At 39.5% G+C, this 15642-nt stretch carries 12 protein-coding genes; 7 read left to right on the top strand and 5 right to left on the bottom strand.

What is annotated here, in order from left to right; all coding sequences use genetic code 11:
* Positions 1-79: 79 nt before the first annotated feature.
* Both AC1Z3K_RS03760 and AC1Z3K_RS03755 read right to left on the bottom strand, forming a co-directional pair.
* Entirely contained in the window at positions 80-2047 is a 1968-nt protein-coding gene (locus AC1Z3K_RS03760) for a KUP/HAK/KT family potassium transporter (protein WP_461732061.1), read from the bottom strand.
* 350 nt (positions 2048-2397) lie between these two features.
* A complete protein-coding gene (locus tag AC1Z3K_RS03755; protein ID WP_461731909.1) occupies positions 2398-5034 on the bottom strand; it encodes a cation-translocating P-type ATPase in 2637 nt (878 codons plus the stop codon).
* A gap of 617 nt (positions 5035-5651) precedes the next feature.
* Between AC1Z3K_RS03755 and AC1Z3K_RS03750 the strand changes: the two genes are divergently transcribed.
* Positions 5652-5900 carry a helix-turn-helix transcriptional regulator gene (locus AC1Z3K_RS03750; RefSeq protein ID WP_426081044.1) on the top strand — a complete coding sequence of 83 codons (249 nt, stop codon included), beginning with the start codon at positions 5652-5654 and terminating at the stop codon, positions 5898-5900.
* A 775-nt stretch (positions 5901-6675) separates the two neighbouring features.
* Here AC1Z3K_RS03750 and queA read toward each other — a convergent pair.
* A complete protein-coding gene (gene queA, locus AC1Z3K_RS03745) occupies positions 6676-7707 on the bottom strand; it encodes a tRNA preQ1(34) S-adenosylmethionine ribosyltransferase-isomerase QueA (RefSeq protein ID WP_461732060.1) in 1032 nt (343 codons plus the stop codon).
* 471 nt (positions 7708-8178) lie between these two features.
* Between queA and AC1Z3K_RS03740 the strand changes: the two genes are divergently transcribed.
* The 6 genes from AC1Z3K_RS03740 to AC1Z3K_RS03715 all read left to right on the top strand — a co-directional run bounded on the left by AC1Z3K_RS03740 (position 8179) and on the right by AC1Z3K_RS03715 (position 13194).
* Complete coding sequence (locus AC1Z3K_RS03740) at positions 8179-8415, top strand: YcxB family protein (protein ID WP_461731908.1); 237 nt, start codon at positions 8179-8181, stop codon at positions 8413-8415.
* 156 nt (positions 8416-8571) lie between these two features.
* Complete coding sequence (locus tag AC1Z3K_RS03735; RefSeq protein WP_426081046.1) at positions 8572-9462, top strand: VOC family protein; 891 nt, start codon at positions 8572-8574, stop codon at positions 9460-9462.
* Between the two features lie 295 nt (positions 9463-9757).
* Positions 9758-10957: a betaine/proline/choline family ABC transporter ATP-binding protein gene (locus AC1Z3K_RS03730; RefSeq protein ID WP_426081047.1), complete on the top strand. Its 1200-nt coding sequence runs from the start codon at positions 9758-9760 to the stop codon at positions 10955-10957.
* Complete coding sequence (locus tag AC1Z3K_RS03725) at positions 10950-11588, top strand: ABC transporter permease (protein WP_426081048.1); 639 nt, start codon at positions 10950-10952, stop codon at positions 11586-11588. Before AC1Z3K_RS03730 ends, AC1Z3K_RS03725 begins: the two co-directional genes overlap by 8 nt.
* Positions 11585-12526 carry an osmoprotectant ABC transporter substrate-binding protein gene (locus tag AC1Z3K_RS03720; protein ID WP_461731907.1) on the top strand — a complete coding sequence of 314 codons (942 nt, stop codon included), beginning with the start codon at positions 11585-11587 and terminating at the stop codon, positions 12524-12526. The genes AC1Z3K_RS03725 and AC1Z3K_RS03720 overlap by 4 nt, the downstream gene beginning before the upstream one ends.
* Positions 12523-13194, top strand: a complete 672-nt coding sequence (locus AC1Z3K_RS03715) for an ABC transporter permease (protein ID WP_426081050.1) — start codon at positions 12523-12525, stop codon at positions 13192-13194. The genes AC1Z3K_RS03720 and AC1Z3K_RS03715 overlap by 4 nt, the downstream gene beginning before the upstream one ends.
* Before the next feature lie 166 nt (positions 13195-13360).
* Here AC1Z3K_RS03715 and AC1Z3K_RS03710 read toward each other — a convergent pair whose 3' ends face one another.
* The gene (locus AC1Z3K_RS03710) at positions 13361-14350 is read right to left on the bottom strand and encodes a WYL domain-containing protein (protein ID WP_461731906.1); all 990 of its coding nucleotides are present in this window, start codon (positions 14348-14350) and stop codon (positions 13361-13363) included.
* Positions 14331-15572: a hypothetical protein gene (locus AC1Z3K_RS03705; RefSeq protein WP_461731905.1), complete on the bottom strand. Its 1242-nt coding sequence runs from the start codon at positions 15570-15572 to the stop codon at positions 14331-14333. Before AC1Z3K_RS03705 ends, AC1Z3K_RS03710 begins: the two co-directional genes overlap by 20 nt.
* Between the last annotated feature and the right edge of the window lie 70 nt (positions 15573-15642).

The following is a 15642-nucleotide window of genomic DNA, read 5'->3' as shown; positions in this document are numbered from 1 at the left end:
TCAGGGAAAAGTCGAATTTCCCTAATAAAAAACAACTAGCAAGCCAAAATAATTTTTTAGCTTACTAGTTGTTTTTTTATTAATCGCGATTATCACGATTTTCTATTTTTCTTGACCGTTCAATTAAATGTGTTTTTCTCGTATTTCCGATAATTAATGGAACCGACTCATAGCGAACATCGCTGTACTCTAAACCAAACCAGTTCTCTGGTAGAATAGTCAATTTTTTTATTGCCAGCTTCAGCTGCATAATCTGGCGGTCCCATTTTTTCAGCTCTGTCACTTTTGAGAGCTCTTCCCGAATCAAAATGAATTGGAAATCGCCGACTTCACGGCCAGGAGTAATCGTATATTCCTGAGGCTGTTTTGGTAAACGTCCTTCCTTCATCAAATCATGAACAATTTGACGAAGATAAACATTGACCTCCTGTGCTACTCTAAAGCCTAGATATAGTTGAACCTGAACGATAAAATCCGTACCCAGCATGTCTACAGAATATTCTTTGGTAAAGGGCTCATCCGTTACTTCTACATTCACAAACCAATAGACTTTGGCCCGCTTCGGACGTTTATCTAGAATAGAGTACATGACCGCCCGGCCGATTTCATCGCTGATTAAATCTGGCGTCATAAACACTACATTTGTTTGATACATCGGAATCCGCGTATCTCCCCGCATCCGATCCAGCTGATCAATATAATCCCTAATCGGCACAGTATCAGCCGTTTTCTCTTTGATAATGTTGCCCCATTCCCAAATTGTCATAACCGCTAGAATCAGCAAGGCAATGGCTACAGCTACATAGCCGCCATGGAAGAATTTGACAATACTGGAAATAAAGAAGACCGTTTCAATGCTGGCAAAAAACAACGTAATCAGATAAACGAAGGGTCTTGGAACTCCTCTTTGTTTTAAGAAGAACATCAGCAGAATCGTGGTCATCAGCATGGTTACTGTGATGGATAGACCGTAGGCTGCTTCCATATGAGTGGACGTTCGAAAACCGATAACAACAGCTGAACAAGCCAGCCACAGCAGCATATTCAACGCAGGAATATACATTTGACCAATATTGGCTCCTGGATAGATAATTTTCATTCTAGGCAAAAGCTTTAGCTTAATCGCTTCTGAAACTAGTGTAAATGACCCGGAAATTAACGCCTGTGAAGCAATAATCGCCGCAATGGTCGCAAAGACAACCCCCACTAGCGTTAAGGAATTGGGCATCATTTCAAAAAATGGATTAAGGTTTTCCAAAGCAGCAATTGCTGGATCTTCTTTTGCACTTAGAATCCAAGCAGCCTGACCTAAATAATTAAGCAGCAAACAAACTTTTATATATGGCCAGCTAAAGCGGATATTCTTCTTGCCTACGTGTCCTAAATCAGAATACAATGCTTCCGCCCCTGTTGTTGCCAGAAAAACATTTCCTAAGATAAATATCCCCAAATGATTTTCGGAGCTAAAAAGCAGCTCTACAGCATAATAAGGATTTAATGCACGAATCACTGTCAAATCCTGACTGAAATTCACTAAGCCCATTAAGCCTAAAAATGTGAACCAGAGAAACATGATTGGACCAAAGGCCTTTCCTACCGCATCTGTACCGAACCGCTGAACAGAAAATAATACCAAAATAATAACTAATGTGATAATGACTATAATGTTCTGATCCATACCGAAACGGTCAAAAAACATGGGTATCCCCCGCAAGCCTTCGATAGCTGTCGTCACGGTTACCGCTGGTGTCAATACTCCATCAGCCAGCAGTGCTGCCCCGCCAATCATTGCGGGTATAATTAAATATTTACCACTCTTCCTTACTAATGTATAAAGAGAAAAAATTCCTCCCTCGCCATGATTATCTGCGTTCAAAGCAATCATGACATATTTTACAGTGGTTAGAATCGTCAATGTCCAAAAAATCAACGAGACAGCACCAATAATAAAGTTTTCTGATACCTCAGTAATCCCGCCGTTATCTCCAACAATTGCTTTCATTACGTACAAAGGACTCGTCCCGATATCTCCATAGACGACACCCATCGCCACCAACACTCCCGCAGCTGTCAACTTGCGGTGATTGTTTGAAGCTTTAAACTCCTTGCTCACACTCTTCTCCTCCTACAACAGTTTCACTAAATGACTAACAAAATAAAAGACCCGAATGAACGCGCTAAAGAATCGTTCATTCAGGTCTTTTTAACATGCTGAATATCAAGCTGAGACCTTGTGAACTATCTGTTTTTAGCCGTTGTTTGTAACAGCCGGAACAGCCAATCACGTTCATTTGAACTAAACTATAATACTCTTAAGGTCATTTAGCAACTTATATTATCAAAAGTAGAAAAAATAATCTGATTTTCAATTATTCAACAGTAATTTCTCATGATTTTTTAGTCCTCTTCTTCCTCTGTCGAGAAGTGGAACTTAATCATTTCATTCACAAAAATCGGAACAATAGATAGTGCTGCAACTAGTACCCAGTGAGTTAAGCCGATTGGGACTAAATAGAATAATTCCTGAGTGATCGGCAGTAAGGCGATAACTGTCGTAATGACAATTGCTAAAACAGCCATTTCGAACAATGATTTATTAGAAGAAAGCTTCACTTGGAAGATTGATTTTGTACTTCTAACATTGAAAACATGTAGGATAGACGAGTAAGCTAAGACTAGAAAAGCGACTGTCTGACCTACTTCATGACTGGCACTCACCCAATGAGAAACACCGTCAACAAATGCTCCTAGATAGAAACCGAACAGGGTCACTACTGTAAATGCCGCAGCATTAATCGCAATCTTCTTCCATAAGCCGCGGGCAAAAATCCCTTCTTGCCGAGGAATTGGCGCTTCTGTCATAATATCTTTTTCAGCAGGCTCTCTTCCTAGCGCAAATCCAGGAAGTCCATCCGCTACCACATTAACAAACAACAGCTGAACAGCTGTAAAGGGCGCTCCCCAACCTAACAGCATCGCAATAAGTACAATGAAAATCTCTGAGACATTACAGCTCAAAAGAAAATTAATCGCCTTGCGAATGTTCCGGTAGACTGTACGTCCTTGAGCAACTGCATCGACAATGGTTGCAAAGTTGTCATCAGTAAGAATCATATCTGAAGCACCCTGAGCCACATCCGTTCCAGTAATTCCCATCGCACAGCCGACATCACTAGCTTTAAGTGCCGGAGCATCATTGACCCCGTCGCCAGTCATCGCAACTACAGCGCCTGTCCGCTGCCAGGATTTAACGATTCGAATTTTATCTTCCGGAGTCACACGAGCATAAACAGACAAATCCTTCACTCGCTCATCCAGCTCATCATCGCTTAGCTTACGAAGCTCTGCACCTGTCATTGCTTCCTTTTTAGTTGTTAGAATACCTAATTCTTTTGCAATTGCTCCTGCGGTTACTACATGATCTCCTGTGATCATTACTGTTTTAATGCCCGCTTTTCTCGCTTTTTCAATAGCGCCTTTACTCTCTGGTCTCGGCGGATCAATCATCCCAATCAAACCAGATAAACGCAGTCCCTTTTCCAACGCTTCAGAAGTGATTTCCTGAGGCTCTTCATCATAAATTGCATAACCTACTGCAATTACCCGTAAAGCTCGTTTACCAAAGCGGTCATTAACAATTGCTGCCTGATCTACATCGCCATAGCGAAAACGAGCCAGCAAGACATCAAAGGCTCCTTTGGTAATAGAAATGTATTTCTTGCCCATTTTATGGACAGTCGTCATCATTTTCCGTTCGGAATCAAAAGGCAACTCTGCAATTCTCGGATATTTTTCTTCCAGCTCATCCTTTGTATGATAATTTTCTTCAACTGCCCGAACGATGGCAGCTTCTGTTGGATTGCCTTTGATAGTCAAATCATCGTCTTCTCTCTCAACAGTAACATCGGTACATAAGGCGGCCATTTTCAATACTTCCATTGCCTCGTTTGTCATCGCATCTTCTGTGTCTGTTACTTCATCCCCACGGGACCAGACACGACGGACCCGCATTTTATTCTGTGTTAGGGTTCCTGTTTTGTCTGAACAAATAACATTTGCTGTACCTAGAGTTTCTACTGCGGGCAGCTGCCGAATAATCGCATGCTTTTTCGCCATTTTCTGAACACCATAAGCAAGCGTCAGTGTTACAATGACCGTCAATGTCTCTGGAACCGCAGCAACGGCTAGCGAAACTGCAGTCATAAACATATCAAGCATCGGCTCCCCTTGAAGCTCACCAATAATAAAAACTAAAACAGCCGCACCTATAGCTAAAATGCTGATTCGTTTTCCCAGCTGATTCAGTCTCTTTTGCAGCGGTGTTTTCTGCTGCTCATTCCCGCTTAGAAGCCCAGCGATTTTACCCATTTCCGTATCCATACCAGTAGAGGTAACGACTGCCCGACCGCGGCCGTTAGAAACCGTACAGCCTTTAAATACCATGTTAATTTGATCGCCCAGAGATTCCTCTTCTGAGGCTATGTACGCTGCGTCCTTCTCAACAGGTTCACTTTCTCCTGTCAAAGCAGATTCCTCCACCCTCATTTGAGAGGCTTCCAGCAAGCGGGCATCTGCAGTAATCATTGAGCCTGATTCTAATACTAGAATGTCCCCAACTACCAAGTCCTCTGCATCCACACTTTCAACTTTGCCATCTCTTAATACCGTACTAGTCTGCTTATTCATATCCTTCAATGCATCCAAGGATTTTTCAGCATTTCCTTCTTGGACAATAGCCAAAACGGAATTAATAATGACAATTGCAATAATTAGAATACCTTCAAAGTAATCGCCGTGCTCTGTCGCAATTGCTGTATAAAACGAAATTGCTGCAGCAGCTAATAAAATAATTGTTGTAAAATCCTTCAAGCTAAGCAAGAATTTTTTAGCGATAGAGGTCTTCTTTTCTTCCTCAAATTTGTTTCCGCCGTTTTCCTGCAGCCGGCGCTCTGCTTCTTTCTGTGTTAGCCCGTTTTCCACGTCTGTTTTACTGTCTTTTACAACATCTTCGATTGATTTCTGATAAATATCCATCCTATCCCCCACTTCAATTTCTTCCTATTTAAATAGTAGTACTATACATTAACTATAACATGAAAATTTTTTAGACATCAATAAATACGCTTTTCTTTCGGACAATTCGTAAAATAGATGTTTATTTATTTTTTTCAAAAAAAGGGTATAAATTTATTGAAAACGCTTTCTTTTAATGGTATTATATAGATGAGGGAAGGAGGAACTACAACATATTGAAGAATTTCTCGAGTTTCAATAGATCATATCAAAGAATTAAGAAAGTTTGTTGGAAGTAAAATATTCACCTTTTAATCAGTTTATATGTGTAGAGTATCAAAAGTGCAAACTATTAGAAAGTATGTTTATTTATCAAGATAAACTTGATAGTGTTTTAAGTTTCAAACCTTGAACGAAAAGCTAAGTTTTGTTGAATCAAAAAGAAATTCAGTAATGCTTTACATGTGTAACAGAAGTTTAACAATTCAATATGTTGAATCCTTCCAGTTAAATGAGCCAAGCTATTCGAGAAGCTTGGCTTTTTGCTATATTATATTTGTAACAAAAACAAAGATATGGTATATTGACTATGCACTTTCTATTATTTAACCATAATCTAAATATTGGAGGGATTTGCATTGCCAAAAAAGAAGAACTCATCATTTGAGAGTTCCATCCACGTCTACAGAGCTATGAAGCGTATGACCCAACAGGAATTAGCTGATAAAGTAGGCGTATCAAGACAAACAATTATTCAACTTGAGCGGAATAGATATAACCCTTCTTTACTATTAGCTCATGACATTGCTGAAGTCTTTGAAGTTCCTATTGAAAAAATATTTACTTTCAAAAGATTAACAGACCAGTCACAAGAAGAATCAAACTAGAACACCTCCCTTCGGGAAGGACTCGCACGGTATGACCGATTCTTTAAAATCTTTTTTCGATAATTTACCTGTAAATCATTGGTCTAGCTTATTAGTGGTAATATTATCAATTGCTTTTCTGGTTTACTCTATCTATTTCTTTTTCAGTAAAGAAGGACGAGATAAACGGGGAAAGAAAATTATCTCAACGGCTAGTTTCATTTCTTTGTAACGATTATATTGCTAATCGCACTTAGCAATGTCTTTTATGAAATAGCTACTCATAATTTGGTGGCCTACTTTTGGATAATCAATTCAATCATACTTCTTGTTTCTGCAACAGAAGCACTGATGATTGTAACACTGAAGAAATTGAACTAACTGAGATACAAAGAGGCGAAAAACCTTAGCCGGTTTTTCGCTTTTTTGTTCGGTCTTTTACCCAGCGCTATCTCAATCAAATCTATATTCATTTATAAGGTGTCTAGTCATACTATAGATTTTTCATAAAAGAACAAAAATCATATAAGAATAAGTATAAACGTTCTTCGTCTTATAGTAAAGTTTATTTTTTAAAAAATACAATATATTTTTTTATATTCTATTTAATATCAATACAGCTCAGTCCTATCTGAATAAAAAAATCTAAGAAAAGGAAAAGCTGTTGAGCTTTTCCTTTTCTTAGATAAACTTTCCTTATTTAAACTGACTATTCCGGCAAATACTCCTAACCATTCTTCGGAACAGCGTCTTTGGTTTATTGCTTAATAGAATTTTATACGGCTGCTTTGATTCATTATTTTACAAACATAGCATCGCCAAAGCTGAAAAAGCGGTATCGTTCATTAACCGCATGCTGATATGCCGCTAAGGTCTGTTCTCTCCCTGCAAATGCGCTGACCAGCATAACTAATGTTGATTTTGGCAAATGAAAATTAGTAGAAAAAGCCTGCACAATTTTAAACTCGTAGCCTGGTGTAATAAAAATACTTGTCCAGCCGCTGTCGGCTTTAATTGCTCCATCAAATTTTGTGCCGATTGTTTCCAGTGTACGAATTGACGTTGTTCCTACAGCTACAATTTTTCCGCCGTCAGCTCTTACAGCATTCAGTTTTTCAGCTGCTTCTTCAGTCAAGCGATAGAATTCGCTGTGCATTTCATGCTCCTCCACGTTCTCTACAGAGACTGGTCGGAACGTTCCCAATCCGACATGAAGTGTCAAATAGACAAGCACTACTCCTTTTTTTTCAATCTTATCCAATAGTTCCCGCGTGAAATGAAGACCGGCCGTTGGTGCTGCAGCGGAACCGTTTTCTTTAGCATAAACAGTTTGATAGCGTTCCGGATCTTCTAGCCGTTCTTTGATATACGGCGGCAGCGGCATCTCACCCAGCGACTCTAAAATTTCCAGAAAAATCCCTTCGTAATCAAAGGTGATAATCCGACCGCCATGATCCAACTCTTCAATAACCGTTGCCTTCAGCCGGCCATCGCCGAAGCTAATCTGTGTGCCTTTTTTAGCACGACGGGCTGGTTTGATTAGCGTTTCCCAAGTATCCCCTTCTTTATTCGTCAACAGCAGCACTTCTAAATGTCCACCAGTTTCAGGCTTTTCGCCATAAAGACGAGCTGGAAGCACACGTGTATCATTCATTACTAAAGCATCGCCAGGATTCAGCTCTTCAATGATTTCATTAAAATGTTTATCCTCAATTTCTCCCGTTTCTTTATCCAACACTAAAAGCCGGGAGCTTGTTCGATCTGCCAATGGTGTTTGAGCAATCAGCTCTTCCGGCAGTTCAAAATCAAAATCTTCTGTACTAAGCATTATGTTCACCTTCACTCTCTTACATATCCTCCGCTATTCTATCATTTTTCCTCTGACACACCAAGTACAAAAACTACGAAGTCTCGTTTCAAGTCTTTTTACATCACCTTTTATTACTTTTCACTCCTAACTCAAAACCATTATTGCATCTCCTTACCGAGATAGCTTATACTTATTATAAAAGGAGTGAGTGAATGAAAATCAACTATCACTTACAGCTGCAGGATTGGCTGAAAATTAGTGCAGTCTTTCAAAAAATTTCCCCAAAAATAAACGCTCCATGCTGGTTCGTTTTGCTTTAATCATCATTATTACTTTTATGATGTTTGTTTTCGTAATGAACCAGGACTATATTTTAGCACTAAGCTATCTGGCTCTTGCATCTCTTCTGCTATTTGCGGCCTTTTTTTACCAAAGGAAAGAGCTGGGAACTACTATAATAATCCTGAAAACAGGCATATTTTCAATCCATTGGAAACGACGCTTGACGAGACAGGTGTAACCTGTGGAGCGGAAACTGCGCATTCCTTTTCAGACTGGTCATTATTTCCAAAAATTAATGAAACAAATAACCATTTCCTTTTCTTCCGCTCTGAAAAAGTAATTACAGCTGTTCCAAAAAATCAACTGACAACGGCAGAAATTGAAAAGCTTAGGACTATGGTTCAAACATACTATCTCCCTAACTTAATCCAAATAAAGCTATGATCGTTTAGTAAAAATAATGCATGGACATTTTCCTAAAAAAAAACAAAATTACAGACTAATTTAAACATTGCAAAAGTAAAAGACTATTCTCTTGGCTATTTGTCGGAATTTCTATATACTTATTTTTAGTAAGTGTAATTAAAGGAGGAAAATATGATGAAACCTTTCATCCACCATGTTTCTTTATTAACTAGACACAGTAAAGAAAATCAGGCCTTTTATATCAAACTGCTGGGATTGCGTTTTGTGAAGCACACTGTCAATCAGGATAACCATCGAATGATTCATGATTATTACGGGAACTATTACGGTGCTCCTGGTTCAGTTATCACTTTTTTTCTTGTACCACTGCTTGGACAGCGCTATGACAACGACCATTATTTAAGCACTATTGGACTTAAAGTTCCTAAGGACAGCCTATCATTTTGGAAAAACAGATTGACAGAGCATCATATAGATTATAAGGATTTCGGACAAGAACTTCATTTTAATGATCCTGACCAAGTGGCTATCCGTCTAGTGGAGGTCAATCAGCCGCCTCTAACAGAAAAGTTTCAAACTGCTGGAGATATTCCCCCTTTAAATCAGATTTTAGGGTTATTATCCACTGAATTTCATGTGCAGGAACCGAAGCTAACTACTGCTTTCTTTGAAAAACTACTAGGCTGGCACACAGAGAATCAGCGGATTATGCTGAATGAGACAGATTTCATCGATATTCTTCAAGCTTCAGGACAGGAAAAAATGCGCATGGGACGAGGCAGCATGGATCATGTCGCCTTTGCAGTGAAGGACGATGCCGCTCTTGATGTCTTACATCACAAAGCTAAGGAACAAGGCTGGCTGATTGAAAAAATTATCAGTCGCGGTTATTTCAAAAGCTTGTACATTCGGGAGCCGGGAGGAAACAGGGTTGAGTTTGCAACTATCGCTCCTGGGTTTACCATTGACGAGCCATTGGAAAGCCTAGGTGAACATTTTGCTCTCCCGCCATTTCTAGAATCCCAGCGAGCGGAAATAGAAAAAAATATTTATGAAGAAAAATAGCTGGAATCCCCCCTTTTTTTTGAAAAAATTTTTACTCTCAATTAGTTGTTTGCCCTAGTCGGAGAAGTGTCTGATTAGGGTCTTTTTTTTGACCTTTTCTATACTTTTTTATTCAATTAACTAGTCAAATTCATTCACTAATAATTTTATCTTTGAAAACATTTTGTTTTAAATAACATATTTAATAATTGCTTTTATTTATCATAAGAAATCAAAAATACGTCTTAGTTGTTTTAAGTTTCTTTTTCAAGCATACTAGTAGTGAGAGACTATTAAGAAGTTAGAGGTGAACGTTTTGATTGAGTTTCAACATGTGTACAAAATTTATAAGGGCGGCAAGGTGGCCGTCGAAGATGTCAATCTTTCTTTTGAAAAAGGTGAATTTATTTGCTTTATCGGTACCAGTGGAAGTGGAAAAACTACTTCAATGCGAATGATTAATCGAATGACTGATCCTACAAAAGGCAAGATTTTGATTAACGGCAAGGACATTCAGTCTGTTAACCCGGTGGAACTGCGCAGGAAAATCGGTTATGTGATTCAGAATATAGGTTTGATGCCCCATATGACAATTCGTGAAAATATTACGTTGGTTCCCCGTTTATTAAAAGTCGATCAGGCCAGCCGCGATAAAACTGCAGAAAAAATGATTGATTTGGTAGAGTTGCCTCGTGAAATGCTGGACCGTTATCCCCATGAGCTTTCCGGCGGACAACAACAACGGATTGGCGTAGTTCGTGCGTTGGCAGCTGACCAAGACATCATTCTGATGGATGAGCCCTTTGGTGCGTTAGACCCTATCACTAGAGATTCTTTACAGGATCTTGTAAAGGATTTGCAGGAACGCTTAGGAAAAACAATCATCTTTGTAACCCATGATATGGATGAAGCTTTAAAGCTGGCTAACCGAATTGTTATTATGAGCGAAGGAAAAGTAATTCAGTTTGATACACCGGATAATATTCTTAACGCACCAGCCAATGAATTTGTAGAAGAACTCATCGGAGAGGATCGTCTCATTCAGGCAAAATCCAATACAACAACGGTGGGAGAAGTTATGTCTCACAACGCGGTAACAATTACTCCTGAAAAATCACTGTCAGAAGCCATTAAGGTCATGCGTGAAAAGCGTGTGGATACTTTACTGGTTGTTGACGGACAAGGGATTTTAAAAGGATTCATCGATGTTGAAACACTTGACCGCAGCCGCAACAAAGCAACCAGCGTCAGTGACATTATTAATCCGGATGTTTTCTTTGTAAAAGAAAATTCCCTACTTCGAGATACACTTCAAAGAATTTTAAAACGAGGAATTAAATATGTTCCCGTGGTCAGTGATAAGAAGAAAGTCGTCGGTATTCTAACCAGAGCCTCATTGGTTGATATTGTCTACGATGTTATCTGGGGTGAAGAAGAGCTTGCAACTATCGCTTCAGAAAATGCTCCAGATGAAGCTGCGGCTGTCGCTCAGGCGGAGGTGGAGCAGCATGAATGAGTTTTTAATGGAAAAAGGCGGAGAACTGATTACACGGACTGGTGAGCATATTTTCATTTCCGCTGTTGCATTAGCCTTAGGGATTCTTTTTGCCGTTCCATTGGGAATTCTCTTAACCAGAACTAAGCGGACTGCTGCGATTGTCATCGGGTTGACTAGTGCACTGCAGACGGTTCCTTCTCTGGCTCTTTTGGCATTAATGATTCCTATATTTGGTGTTGGGAGATTCCCGGCAATCGTAGCCTTATTCATCTATTCCCTATTACCGATTTTAAGAAATACCTATATTGGTATAAAAGATGTCGGTGCTGATTACAAGGATGCTGCTAAAGGGATGGGAATGACAAATACTCAGTCAATTTTCATGGTTGAACTGCCTATTGCTACACCAACGATTATGGCCGGCATTCGTCTTGCTGCGGTTTATGTTATTGCCTGGGCAACCTTGGCTTCCTATATCGGAGCAGGCGGGTTAGGCGACTTTATCTTCAGCGGGCTGAACCTGTATCGGGCAGATTTGATTTTTGGCGGTACCATTCCAGTTGCGTTAATTGCTTTAGCTGCTGATTTCCTGTTAGGTTTGCTGGAAAAGAAATTAACACCTATGGCATTACGGGAGGAATCAGAATGAAAAAATTAAAAAAACTTATGTTAGGGCTGCTGCTTTTGTTCAGCACAGGCGCTTTATCCAGCTGTTCGCTGCCTGGTCTGGCAAGTGGAAATGATGGGAATACAATCAGTATCGCCGGCGGATCAACCTCCGAAATCCAGATTCTGGCAAATGTAGTCAAAGGCATGATTGAGCATTATACAGACAAGGATGCAGTAATTATCAATAATCTAGCCACTACGACTGTTATTCATCAATCAATGATTAATGGTGATACCAGTATCTCTGCAGCACGCTATACAGGGACAGACTTAACAGGTACCCTGCAGCTGCCACCGGAAAAAGAACCGGAAAAAGCTTTTGATATCGTTGAAAAAGAGTTTCAGGAACGGTTCAAACAAACTTGGTTTCCTTCTTACGGCTTTGCCAATACCTATGCATTTATGGTAACTAAGGAAACAGCTGCAAAATATAATTTAAAAAAAATCAGCGATTTGAAGAACGTCGCAGATCAACTGACTGCCGGTGCTGATACTTCTTGGATTGACCGTAAAGGAGATGGGTATGAAGGATTTACTCAAGAATATGGTTTTGACTTCAAACGTGTCTTTCCAATGCAGATTGGTTTAGTTTACGATGCTGTTGCTGCTGGAAAAATGGATGTCGTGCTAGGCTATTCTACCGACGGACGTATTGGCAGCTATGATCTTGTTATGCTGGAAGATGATTTAAAATTCTTTCCACCATATGATGCAAGTATTGTGGCCACAGATGCCATTTTGAAAGACAACCCGGAATTAAAAGAAATTCTTGGTAAGCTTTCAGGTAAGATTTCTACAGAAAAAATGCAGAAATTAAACTTTCAGGCAGATAATGACTTAATGGAACCAGCAATTGTGGCAGAGAATTTTTTACGTGAGAACCATTACTTTGAATCTGACGGAGGTGGGAAAAAATGACGAATTTACAAGATATGAATCTTTTCGAGCAGTTCTTTTATTACTTTAGCCAAAACGGCAGCTATGTATTCAGTCAGGTCGTTCGACATTTTCTGATTTCCGTATACGGTGTTCTCTTTGCCGCAGCGATTGGGATTCCCATCGGGATTTTTATTTCCCGCCGAGTAAAGCTGGCAGGCTGGATAATCAGCATTGCCAACCTAATTCAAACTGTCCCCTCTTTAGCAATGCTCTCTATTTTGATGCTGGGCTTAGGACTTGGAGTAAATACTGTTATTGTTACAGTTTTCCTATACTCTTTACTGCCCATCATCAAGAACACCTATACAGGGATGAGACAAGTGGATAACAATATTCTCGACGTAGGAAAAGGTATGGGCATGACAAAAATTCAACGCTTGTTCATGGTTGAACTGCCTCTCTCTGTTTCTGTTATTATGGCAGGAATACGCAATGCCTTAGTCGTAGCCATTGGAATTACTGCTATCGGTGCCTTTGTTGGTGCCGGAGGGTTAGGGGACATTATTATTCGCGGTACAAATGCGACAGACGGTACCTCCATTATCTTGGTTGGTGCAGTTCCTACTGCCTTAATGGCAATTATTACTGATTGGGTGCTCGGCATGATTGAGCATCGTCTCGATCCGGCAAGTAAACATTCTTCTTAATTAGCAGAACGAACTTATTCAGCTCTCAAGCAGTAAAAACGAGTTATAAATAGGTCCTAACTAAGCAGGTCATTGACAATAGCCACCTGAGTCAATGGGTGCTAAACTATAAAACCAAAAAAAGCGGCAACTTGACTTAAGGAAGTCAATTGCCGCTTTTTTCTGTTTAATCTATAATCCCATTTGGAAAAAGCAGTTCCTTTTGCTTTTTTAAACGGTAACGAATCTGATGGATAAAACTCTCTGGTTCAATAACCTTTAGAAAAGGACCAAAAGAAAGAATATTTATCACTAGCTCTGTTTCGTAATGTGCCGGGTAATAAATAGTGAGCGAATACTCCTTTTCATTCTCTGTCTTTTGCGTTACCTTACGATAATTAGAAAAATGAAACATTGCCCGCTCCAATGTATCTCGATCATCTCTTAGCAAACAAACAATCTGCTTCTCTGCTTCCCTCGCAGAGAAGCTTTCTGATAGAGGAGTAGTCAGGTCATGATTTTCCAGCATTTCTACTTGTCGGATTTCCGAAAGATTAAAGATTATTCCTTCCCAACTGCCGTTTTTTGTCAACCGTTGACCCTTTAATCGAAACTTATCATTTTTTTGTGAATATTCCAGTTTTTCCGGCTTGATTGTATGACAAATGCTTTCTTCACGACCTAAGGTCTGATACTTTACTGTGGTCAGCCCATCACTAGTAATTGCCTTTAACAAAGTCCGGGCATTCTGCTGATAGTCTTCATTTTCAAAAGGGTCTCCAGACTGAAATTGATCAAAATAATCAATATCAGTCAATGAAAATAAGCACTCTTCTTCCTTAAGTATCTGATTAAGCTCTGCCAACTGTTCTGTTGTTAAAAAGAGATGAATTTTCGGGTCCTGTAGTATAGTCTTTAGCCAGCGTTTTTCTAGTTTTGTTGTTGGCTGAAAGCTGTCATTTGCTGTTATCCGCTGGAAATTATCCTCCTTTTTTTTCAGCAGATGCCAATTGTCTTCTTCCGACAATAGGTAGGGAAGTAAACTAAAAGCTGTTTCTCCATAACCATAAGCTTCAGCCAGCTGTCGAATTTCCTCTTCACTGCGTTCTTTTTTTGCCAATACCTTGGAGACAATCTGAAAATAGCGTCCATAGACTTCATGAAATAATTGATTCATCTTGGTCACCTCCAAAATACATCTCGTGCATCTGCTGATAATCCTGCCAAAATTTCTGTTCCCATGTACGGTTGCTGCATTGAATTCGCTGAATACGGCCAAAAAAAGTTCGTAAAAATGGATTTAAAGCAACCATATCCGTTAACTCAATTGAAAAAAGAAATTCATTTTCACCTAAGTGTGTAACGGTTCCCCGACGCTTTTCTTTTTCCAGCCTGCGAATTAGGTACTGTTCTTTTTTTTCATCAATTGCTAGATAAACTTTTAACCGTTGGGTCCTTCTGCTGCTCAGCGCAGCATTCCAATTAATTTTCTTTTGCGCTAAAAACTGTGTATGCAGACGCTCAAACTGGACGGCCTCGCTGCCTAACTTCACATTAGAAATGAAGTTGACCCGTACTGAATAAAAATGTCTTTTCCCTGTGACCCGACCAATCAGATATTGCCGCCCTGACTCACAGCTTGAGCTGAATTTAACCGGGATAAAATCTTCAAAATGCTGCTTTTCAGTTTCAAAAGAAATAGCCCGCCGCTGATAAATTGCCTCTAACAGCTGCAGCGTAACCTGACTATCTAAAATCTGAACTGGAAATGCGTGCTTAAACTGAATTGGTGTTGCCTGTGGTTCATCCTGCAACAGATAATCTCCTAATAAGCCTACAGGAAAGATTTCCTTATAGAAGCTAATAGCCAAACGAAGCTCATCATTTAATACTAAAGGGGGCACCTGAAAATAAATACATTCTCTTGCAGCCTTTTTTTCCTTGAAGAAGCCTAAAGCCGTATACTCCTTCAATTTTTTTCTAATCGTCAGAGGGTCTAAAAAATAGCCATCAGAAAAGCCAGAAAGGTAGCTGTCATCAATTTCATCAACTATCTCTTGTACAGTCCAGCCCTTAGTCCCCTGCAGAATATCCAGCAAAGTAAAATGCAGAAAAATGTCATTCTTCGTAAAGGATTTTGCCCCCCAAACAGCGCTTAATGGATTCGCTGTGCTTTTATTCGGGTCTAATTCTAAGCGTACCCGTTTCTTTCCATGAACGGTTTCCGTTACAATCCATTCAGATAAATAGCTTTCGATTCTTCTGCGTTCATTATCGTACCCTCTTTGACTTCCATAAACAAAGTCATCCCGCTCTTTAAAACCGTAAATATAAAAGTCCCGAGTATATTTTCGAATCTTATCAAAATTTTTGACTAATTCCTGAAATTTTTTTGCCATAATCTATAACCCTCAATCAACCTTTTTCATTAATTGTAAACACAACCTTCCGCAGTACGCAACTTTTTTT

The sequence above is a fragment of the Enterococcus sp. LJL128 genome, from assembly GCF_056924295.1.
This window is presented reverse-complemented; position numbering and strand designations above follow the sequence as displayed.